Annotated in this window: 9 protein-coding genes and 4 pseudogenes; 8 read left to right on the top strand and 5 right to left on the bottom strand. The window is 37.7% G+C overall.

The window, feature by feature from the left end:
* The first annotated feature begins 299 nt into the window (after positions 1-299).
* The 3 genes and pseudogenes from ACFIO3_RS05495 to ACFIO3_RS05505 form a co-directional block, all read left to right on the top strand.
* Positions 300-506: a hypothetical protein gene (locus ACFIO3_RS05495; RefSeq protein WP_375615098.1), complete on the top strand. Its 207-nt coding sequence runs from the start codon at positions 300-302 to the stop codon at positions 504-506.
* Positions 507-1056: 550 nt separating this feature from the next.
* The gene (locus ACFIO3_RS05500) at positions 1057-1230 is read left to right on the top strand and encodes a hypothetical protein (RefSeq protein WP_375704181.1); all 174 of its coding nucleotides are present in this window, start codon (positions 1057-1059) and stop codon (positions 1228-1230) included.
* Positions 1231-2452: 1222 nt separating this feature from the next.
* Positions 2453-2705 (top strand): annotated as a pseudogene (locus ACFIO3_RS05505) (hypothetical protein); the annotation flags it as partial.
* 241 nt (positions 2706-2946) lie between these two features.
* Here the strand turns inward: ACFIO3_RS05505 and ACFIO3_RS05510 are convergent.
* Complete coding sequence (locus ACFIO3_RS05510) at positions 2947-3243, bottom strand: hypothetical protein (RefSeq protein WP_375686761.1); 297 nt, start codon at positions 3241-3243, stop codon at positions 2947-2949.
* Positions 3244-3432: 189 nt separating this feature from the next.
* Here ACFIO3_RS05510 and ACFIO3_RS05515 point away from each other — a divergent pair, with 189 nt between their 5' ends.
* The 4 genes and pseudogenes from ACFIO3_RS05515 to ACFIO3_RS05530 form a co-directional block, all read left to right on the top strand.
* Positions 3433-3753 carry a hypothetical protein gene (locus tag ACFIO3_RS05515; protein WP_375615094.1) on the top strand — a complete coding sequence of 107 codons (321 nt, stop codon included), beginning with the start codon at positions 3433-3435 and terminating at the stop codon, positions 3751-3753.
* Between the two features lie 90 nt (positions 3754-3843).
* Positions 3844-4335, top strand: a complete 492-nt coding sequence (locus tag ACFIO3_RS05520; RefSeq protein ID WP_375615104.1) for a hypothetical protein — start codon at positions 3844-3846, stop codon at positions 4333-4335.
* Positions 4336-4968: 633 nt separating this feature from the next.
* A complete protein-coding gene (locus ACFIO3_RS05525) occupies positions 4969-5166 on the top strand; it encodes a Rha family transcriptional regulator (protein ID WP_375696095.1) in 198 nt (65 codons plus the stop codon).
* A pseudogene (locus tag ACFIO3_RS05530) lies at positions 5151-5583 on the top strand (phage antirepressor KilAC domain-containing protein); the annotation flags it as partial. The gene ACFIO3_RS05525 and the pseudogene ACFIO3_RS05530, both read left to right, overlap by 16 nt.
* Positions 5584-5827: 244 nt before the next feature.
* On the opposite strand, the gene ACFIO3_RS05535 reads toward ACFIO3_RS05530, so the two are convergent.
* From ACFIO3_RS05535 to ACFIO3_RS05550, 4 genes and pseudogenes are all read right to left on the bottom strand, one after another.
* Complete coding sequence (locus tag ACFIO3_RS05535; protein ID WP_375615092.1) at positions 5828-6403, bottom strand: hypothetical protein; 576 nt, start codon at positions 6401-6403, stop codon at positions 5828-5830.
* 12 nt (positions 6404-6415) lie between these two features.
* Positions 6416-6529: pseudogene (locus tag ACFIO3_RS05540) on the bottom strand (hypothetical protein); the annotation flags it as partial.
* 94 nt (positions 6530-6623) lie between these two features.
* A complete protein-coding gene (locus ACFIO3_RS05545) occupies positions 6624-7088 on the bottom strand; it encodes a hypothetical protein (RefSeq protein WP_375610516.1) in 465 nt (154 codons plus the stop codon).
* A gap of 78 nt (positions 7089-7166) precedes the next feature.
* A pseudogene (locus ACFIO3_RS05550) lies at positions 7167-7582 on the bottom strand (DEAD/DEAH box helicase family protein); the annotation flags it as partial.
* A 574-nt stretch (positions 7583-8156) separates the two neighbouring features.
* Between ACFIO3_RS05550 and ACFIO3_RS05555 the strand changes: the two are divergent.
* Positions 8157-8374 (top strand): fumarylacetoacetate hydrolase family protein (locus ACFIO3_RS05555; protein ID WP_375704182.1); only part of this gene is annotated, 218 nt, incomplete at its 3' end.

Here is an 8374-nt window from a genome sequence, read left to right on the forward strand (position 1 = left end):
ATGAAAACGGTAAACATAGCAGACTTAAAATCTGCCGGTCGAAGACCTTGCGGGTTCAAGTCCCGCCGTCCGCACCAAGTTATCTTAATCTCTCTTATTTTCCAATGAGTTATTAAAAATCAAAAAAAATTAAAGCACCTTCTACACCACCTTTCGTAACTTTATTATAACGCTATTAGACAGCACCGCGATGATGCTAAAATACGAATCATTGCTGCTTTTTGAGGTACCTTTTTAGCACTTTGACCTCCTCCTCATCTTTATAGGATGGAGAGGCAATTAGTATTGCTAATTTGGGATTGGCTTATACTCTTCATGACTCTTGTAAAACGACGCAAAAGCTCAGAAAAGAGATAGATGCAAAAGACAAAATAATAGATAAAGAAGCTAAAATAATACGTGCACAAAAAGATGTGATTCAAAAACAAGAAGAGTTAATTCGAAAATCAACTGCTTCTAAAATTATTTTTCCTCGAATGGCAATTAAAAATTTAGCCCAAAAGTAGTTTCAAGTACTTTCTCACAAACATTTTTTCAAGACAGGCAATCACAACACGCTCTATCATAGCGCACATATAAATACACAACAGCCTTAATGGGGGAAGATGATCATCAAATACACAAATCATTCTCTACCTTGATCTAGGTACCAAGACAGGCTGAGCGATTTCTCGTGTAGACAGCAGTATAACAAGTGGCACTTGTCAATTTTGAATCTTGTCGTTTTAAAGGCGATGGTATGCGCTATTTGCGTTTTCAGCAATGACTTACAAAAATGAAGATAACAACAGATAAAGGCAACTCTTCACAAGAAAAGATGATTAAAACGGTGTTGTGCAAAAGGGTAAAACCCAAAAGATGACACCGAAGCAAATGCTTTAGCAATTTTATATTTAGTTAAAGAAGGGAATGCGCATGTCTAATGCAATGCCATGGATAAGATTCCATTTGAATGACTGGATCAATGAGATAGATGGAATGACGTTGGAGCAAAGGTGAGTTTATATAACGCTTTTCATTCGCATGTATGACAAAAAGCACCAATTAAAGAAGACTTTGAAACGCTTGTACGCACTGAAATTGCTCGCAAAAAAGTTTGCAACTCTTGTCGAACACTTAATAAGAAATGATAAACTTATTGAGAAAGATAATGGTTTGTCGAATACGCGCGTTGAAGAAGAGCTAAAAGATTTTACTGATAAAAAAAGTGCACATATCGCAAATTCATAATGAGGCTGGAAAAAAGTGCACAATAAAAAACGCTATAAAAAACATTGTAATGATCTTGCTGAAGCAAACGCTAAGCAAAATCAAGCTATAAAGAACCAGAATAAGAATATATATATAATATACTAAAACCAATCATTTTAGTAAAAAAACTGGTTCTGAAAATTTAGAAACAAACGAACAAGTTGACGAACCAACAAAGGTTGCTGCTGTTGAGACCACATCAGAGCAAATCGAAACGGGTATAGAAAACCAACCTTCCATTCACGAGCAAAAAAACATTCCGAAAAAAGCTAAACGGGTTAGAAATGACAGTGACTGTCGTATCCCTGATAATTTTGCAATCGATGAGGAATTGCCTCCAGAGCGTGTCAAAGTCGAAATGACAAAATTTCGAGATTATTGGAAAGCAACATGATGCAATTGGGTGTGAAAAGCTATCAAGGATTTAGAGAACGGAAAAAACTATGGAAATCACTCTCAAAGGCAAAAAAGTGTAGATGAACGCATCTCAGACAGCATCCTTGATATCAGGCCTCGAGGTCACTTTGAAACACATTCACGAGATGATAGCTCCGCAGTTTCCTTTAGTTTTGAAAAATGGCAAGCATTGACACAACAGAAGGAAGCAATTGCCTTAGAAGCATGTGATCAATTTCACGAATTGTTTTAAATAAAAGCGAACAAAGAGGACATAGCCAAGGAAATTCGGATGCTTTCGTGTGGTTTAAAATTTCGCAACAGGCCGATCATGAAGGTATAGCGCTTACCTATGGAGAATGATTTTGGAAAGTGTTTCTACGTAGTCACTGATAAAAATGGTTAAACGGATTTTATGCGATGAGGTAGAAGATTTATCAGATACGTTTTTTCCAAGCACTCGTGAGTTAGTAAGATTATGCCGTGATTTGGAAAATAGTCTTTTGGCAAAAGCCAATCTTGTACACAAGGCTGTTTTGAACACCCATGAAAAAAAGCTGAAAAAAGGCAATGAGAGAGAATTCAAGACCACTCACGTTGGTTGAAAAGCAAGTGAAAAACATTTCAGGTTAGCAAACTAGAGAAAATTGCTGATCGTTTTGTGATTGGATGTGCATTTAAATCGACAAAATGGCACCGTACAGAGCGATTTAAAGATTTTATGATAAAAAAACCTATCATATAAAACGCTCTGTACGGTCAAATTTGAGGCAAATAGACAAATTTGTAAAATTAGGATTAAAGCATGTTCATTTTAAAACATCTACTCTTAAAAAACCGTAAACAAGCCCATGCGAAAGAGGTTTGTTGCAACGGCAGTGGGTATGCCCCATGGGGGATTGGACAGAGGAGTATTTTTACAACCTCTACGAATATGGAGACGGCACAAGAGGATGTGAAAAGTTTGATGGTGGTCAGTATTACAAAACACCTAAGAATGCGGATTTTAGTACCAAAGCGCAAGTAAAAGCATGGTTTACGGTGGTGATATTCCGAAATGCACTTCTTAAACATTTACACAAAAGCATAAGAAGCTATTGAATCATGAGCTTTATGTTATATTTTTATATAATATTAGAGAGGGCGTTTTATGCACAACAAAATTACGTAAAGTTGGAGGATCCGTTATGCTCTCTATACCTCCTGCATTGTTTGATGTTCTTCATCTTACTGAAAATATGCAAGTGGGTTTGGCTATTGATAATGGACAAATCGCAAAATTACACTCTTGAAGAATTGTTAGCCCAATGTAATCCTTCGGACGATTTTGCGGATAAAGATGTAGAGTGGTTTGATGCAAAGCCTGTTGACAGAGAGCTCTTGTAATGAAGCGGGGTGAAATTTGGTTTGTATCGCTTGACCCAACCTCTGTCTATGAGAAAAAGGAACGCGTCCTGTACTGATTATGTCATTTGCTAGAACAGCAGGCTTTGCTGTTTCATTGGTGGGAACAGGGCTGCATACAACAGGTGTGATACGCTGCGACCAGCCGCGTGCTTTAGATATAGTAACGCGTAATGGGCGAAGTCTTAGCAAAGTTATCAACATTTCTTACTTGAATTTTTTCTACAACTTTTAATGTTTAAAAACACCAACTTTAGGTAAAAAGTAAAAAAGCATAAGATCATGATTTTTTCTGTTGACAATCAGCTAATCAATTTTTCACAGAATAAAAATCAATATTTGACTAATGATGTCATTAATTATGACTCAAAAGGAGCCATAATGAAAGCTGTCATCACTAAGCCAATGTGTGTTGTTGGCAACAATAAAAGCACTGTTCGTTTTGAAGTTTCAACTCCCAATAATCCATTTGTTGAGCTTTCTAATCAAGTCTATGCTCGTCTCAAGCGTGCAAATGCTGCTAAACCCTTTGTTGATGTTAAAACAAAAATAAAGCCCGACAAGGGAGTTGAACAAATTAAGCAAATAGAACAAGAAGCCGTACAAACATCAACGAAATCAGTGACTAAAAAAACCTCTCTCGAAAAACCAAAAGCATCTAAGGTCTCTCAATCATCAACACCTACTCTTAAAAAGGCTTAGACGTTGAAGTTAATCATCTACCAAAAATAGTATCTTCAACAGGCAAAAGATACCTTCACAAGCCTTCAAGCACCACGCCTTAATTGGGCTCTGCGTAATGCTCTAAACACCTCAGCAAAACAAGTTGAACGCTTTACTGAAAAGCAAGTTACCGACATCTCATCAGCTCAAACAAAGCGTATCAGAAAAGGTGTTTATATTAAAGAAAAAGTGACAGCAAGGTTTCTTGAGACAGGTATCATTGGTTCTGGAACACCAATACCTCTTAAATTTTTTAAAGCAAAAGAAACAAAACGCGGCGTAATTTACACACTGTTTGGAAAGAAAGAAATCTTACCCCATGGTTTTATCAAGGGAGGCAGTTTTCCAAAGCGTGTTGATTTGAAAATGGGAGGGAATGTGTTTCAAAGAGATGACGGAGATCAATTCCCTATTGCAAAACAAGAGGGCCCCTCAACTTCTGAGGTCATGTCAAAGCCAGAGATTGCAAGTGCTATTGTAAAAAAAGCCAATGAGAGATTAATTGCCAATATACAGAACAAACTTGCTCATCATGAATACGCTGCCAACAAGAAAAGCTAGATTATGTTCTTAAACTTTATCTATATATTCCATATCCTTATGAGTTTATGCATTACACACTTTGATTACAATTTTAAAAACAGATTATCACTTATGCTTTGTTCTTCCATAAAAAATCAATGCAAAAGGTACTTCCCAGCGGGTTGGCTTCGTTGCAGGGCAGACTAGTGCGAATTATCGCTAGCGACAGAATTTTCAATTTTACTGTACGTTGTACACTTAACTTATTGATAAATAACAATTTTTATTATGTACACTGTACAGTATGTGAAACGTTTTCTTAGCAAGAAGTAATTTTTGTTGCTGGACAATTCTATAGTAATAGGTATTTTCGAATCAGGTGCCTCAAAAACACCTCAAAACAACTAGCGGATTAGTTGCCGAAATAACTAATCTTCCGCAATTTAAAAGCTTTAACTCATTGTATGCTACATGCATATAATAGCTTTTTCAGGTGTTGTTATACCATATAACACCCTTCGGGGAAAGGCGTAACGACAGACTAGATTGCCGTGTTTCTTAATGCCCAGCACTCTTTTAGAATGTCATTAAGGAACGTCTAACATCTAAGAATTCTTTATGAATACCATTATTAAAATTACTGAATTATGTGGCAAAAGGCATGACAATATTATGCGTGACACCAAGAAAACGCTTGAAGAACTTAACGCCCTCAAATTTGAGGAGGTTGATTTTTGTGGGCACTACCTTGATAACAAAGGTGAAAGCCGCCCTTGTTATAACCTGCCAATGCGTGAATGCTTAATTCTTGTTTCTAGTTACAGCACTGCCTTACGAGCAAAGATAATTGACCGTTGGAAAGACAAGTAGCTATTCCACAAATTGATTACTCCAAACCCGAATATTACTTGGCGCCTTAAATCATCTACAAAATCAAATTAAGCAGAAAAACTATGTTATTTCAGAATTAGCACCAAAAGCAAAAGCTTTAGAAGGCTTAAAACGCTCTGATGATTTGTTTGATTTGATTGAAGCCGCGAAGATGTTGGAGATAAGACCAAAGGATTTAACAGATTACTTGCGTAAAAATGATTGGGTGTATCGACGTGCTCCAAGTGGTCCATTGTTATCTTTAATCAGGATAAAATCAAAAAAGGATTCATGGAGTGTTCTGCCATCACCATTCAAAAACCGGATGGAACAGAAAAGGTGCTGCCTTCAACAAAAATCACACCTAAAGGATTGGCGGCATGTTTGAGAGAACAAGTCCACGGAGGTGTGCAATGAAGGTAGATTCTAACTTCTTATGCGGTTTATGGATGGCTTTATCTCAATTTTCTAGACATGAAAATATGAATGATAAGATTGTACTGCTCTGGTTGACATCATGAGTTTAGTAGAAAAAGCTTTGATTTTAAAACTTCAAGATGAAGTGCCAATCCTTCTTTCGATATCTTTCTCATCTGACGCTCCATAAAAAAAGCCCCACAAAAGTGGGGCTGGATAAAATGATGTTCTAATCAATCTCGCACTAATTATAATAAAATGGATCGCTACATCCACGGGCGCCTATTTTTTCATCTTCTACATAACGAGAATGCGCAAAATTCCGTACAAGATGATCATTGTTAGAGCCACCAGTCAAATCGCCTCCTCCCAACATAACATTTATGTCTACACGTAAACTGCTTCCTTGCTCCCCTGTATGCCATTTAGTCACTGGATAACAACCAGACAAATATTGCCAAACATAACCGCAACCATCCTCACAACCGATATGCGAAATCATCCGTCTATTGTTTGTATCAACGTGTCCTCCAGACGTCTTAGGAGAAGGCGTTTGATTGCCGACAATACTGGTTGCTTGATTACTTCCATACATGCATGGCGAAAACTCATCACTTGTCAAATTAACAGACCAAAAATCAGAGGCATGATTCGCATAGCTACGATTGGTCGTAATCGGAACACCATATGCCGACTTTGCATTTACACCTGTCCCTGATTGAAGATAAATATCAACCCAAATATTATGCCACGGATTGTAAACTATTCCCTCTGGGTCACTATGCGGGCGGTGATTTAAACACCAAACAGAATTGGGCAAAATATCCCCTGCTTAATAACCCGATAAGAGATGACCTTCGATCTCACCAACATTCGCACATAGCGTATGAAATCCACTAATCTTTTTAGAATTATCCTCTGTATAGCCATCAGGAGCCGTCAGATTTTGCGAAAGGTCAAAGGATAGCTCATTCGTCTGATCTTTTAGGAAGAGATATGTATAATAAAATCCTTTCCTGCTTCAAGATCTTCGTCAAAAGTCATCCTTCCATGCCCTGGAATGCGGTAAAAGAGGTACCTACCCCCACATTCTCACCACCATGATAAAAGCGAAAACATGCCCCTTCATTGATCACAAGACCTTTTCTATTTTTCGGATCGGCTTCCAGAATTCTGTCAGGTTGATGAAAACGCACATCCTCTAAAAAATTAGTGGAAAGAGAACCTACATTACCTTGAAGTTCAGAAAGACTGTCACTGTTCCTCTGAGCCTTCTCTTGAACTTCTGTCAATGCACTCTTCGCTTCTTCCGCTAACACTTTTGCCTCAGAGGCGGCTGTATTCGCAGAATTTGTCGTTGCTGTCACCGTGTCTAATGAACTCCTGACCTCTCCAAGCCCTTGCTTCGTCGTATCAGCTTTTTCTTTTGCTTGCTCCGCAACACTCTTCGCTTCTTCCGCTGTTGTCTTCGCAGTCTCAGCTACTTCCTTGGCTTCTACAACCAAAGGTTCTACCTTATCCGCCTTAACCTGCGCTACTTCACAAATGATCAGATCAAATTCTGATAAACCGTATTTCTTTTAAGCATCCGAAATCACTTGGATTGATTGGTAAGTAGCAAACACCACAGTCATTGCATTTACTAATACTTTATTTTCTTTTTTCAAAGCTTTTAAGCATCAGTTGGTAGCTGATAGAGCGAGATCTGAGACATCGAGTTCGGCAGCAGCATCTTTGTTTTACGACACTTGCCAACTTATGTATCAGAATACACCACAAAGGAATGAAACGGTACTTCTGTATAGCGTGTCCATTCTCTTATTGTTTGTGACATCAAAGCCAGAAAAGGCACGAAAAACAAAACACGCTCTCCAGTTTCGGCTATTTGTTGTGCTATCTTAAAGCTGGTAAAAATCTTCTCCGTTCCACATACCATAATAAGTTTGCCACGGTCTGCTTCTTTTAAACCCTCATAGACTTTCTCATACTTTTGGATTTGTTGAAAAGTTATCCCTAATTGGTGCCCTAATTGCTTTTACGACATTCCCAGCATTTTTCTTTAAAAGCGAATTTTTTGCCTATAGAAATGCCGTTAAAATGTAGCTTTTTCTTTTCACTCTTAAGCTCCCCCCGCTGGGTGCGAGCACCCTCGCATTAGTATTCCGAGAGCCTGAAAGTATTGAACACGAAACAGATCTTTTCTTTTAGTGCTCATAGCACCTAGATATAGAAAAATATCCCATAATTCCGAGACACCAACAGAGTAGGCCATTTTTATGATCAAACTTTAGGGCTTTCAGACTCTACTGATCGCTGCGTAGATGAGTAAAATCACTCTTTAAGTAATAAAGTAATTTCAGGAAATTGGCAATCAAAATTAAAGTAATCTCAAAGACTATAAGATTGGGCACTCTTCAAAAGAGGATAATGCGAAGGGCTGTCATCGTAGTTAGTCATCACCCCACACAATGCTTCTTTTCCAGAAAACGCAAAACGCGATATAAGAAAAAATGTTGTTTGCAAAATTTTCTCTTGCCTATACAAAGAGAAAATAAAAAATTTGGAGGGCTCCCATGATAAATGACATCTACTGTGTTGGATACAATTATGTTGAACATGTTCATGAACTAGGCAATATTGTTGAAGATGAACCCGTTATCTTTAGCAAGCCAAAAAGTTCACTCGTTTTAGGCAATGAAATTTATCTTCCTAACTTTTCTAAAGAAATCCATTTTGAAACTGAAATTGTGCTCAGAATCTCAAAGGACACTTTCATGGTCACAGAGAAAGA

The organism is Bartonella sp. AD328YNZD, assembly GCF_042196425.1.

Bases quoted from the DNA above. Each gene is read 5' to 3' on its own strand.
- ACFIO3_RS05525 (WP_375696095.1), top strand. From the start codon at position 4,969: ATGCGTGACACCAAGAAAACGCTTGAAGAACTTAACGCCCTCAAATTT.
- ACFIO3_RS05515 (WP_375615094.1), top strand. From the start codon at position 3,433: ATGAAAGCTGTCATCACTAAGCCAATGTGTGTTGTTGGCAACAATAAA.